Source organism: Streptomyces sp. MS191, assembly GCF_008042125.1.
In the GTDB taxonomy this organism is placed as follows: Bacteria; Actinomycetota; Actinomycetes; order Streptomycetales; family Streptomycetaceae; genus Streptomyces.
In genome coordinates this window covers 1-406 of sequence record NZ_RDBI01000186.1, presented here as the reverse complement: position 1 = coordinate 406, position 406 = coordinate 1, and the positions used below count along the sequence as shown (strand labels likewise).

1 protein-coding gene is annotated in these 406 nt (G+C 65.3%); it reads right to left on the bottom strand.

Translation table 11 applies throughout. The features are described from left to right. The coding region (locus EAO71_RS36255; protein ID WP_147982051.1) for a PASTA domain-containing protein at nt 1-406 on the bottom strand (406 nt) is incomplete at both ends.

Sequence of the window (406 nt, the reverse complement as noted above, 5' to 3'; positions counted from 1 at the left end):
AAAAAAAAAAAAAGAGCTCGATCTTGGGCATGTCCTTGGGGTCGACGTCCGCGCCCGCCTCGGGGATCTGGGTCATGACCGTGCCCTCGCCGTAGGCGTTCTCGTCCACGGTCTTGGACTCGTACTGCCAGCCCGCCGCCTGGAAGCACGCCTTCACGGAGTCGATGTTCTTGAACCTGAACTCCGGGACCCTGATCTTGCTCTCGTCGTTGTACGACTCGTCGGGCTCCGTGCACGCGGTCTTGTCGATCTTCTTGGTGGTGTCGGGCCCCTTGTGCCCGGACACCTCCTCGGAGGCGGACGCGCGGGCGCTGCTCGCGGTCTCCTCCTTCTTCTTGTCGTCGTCCCCGCCGCCCAGGGTCAGCGCGGCGATCAGCGCGCCGACGGCGACGAGCGCGACGACGAC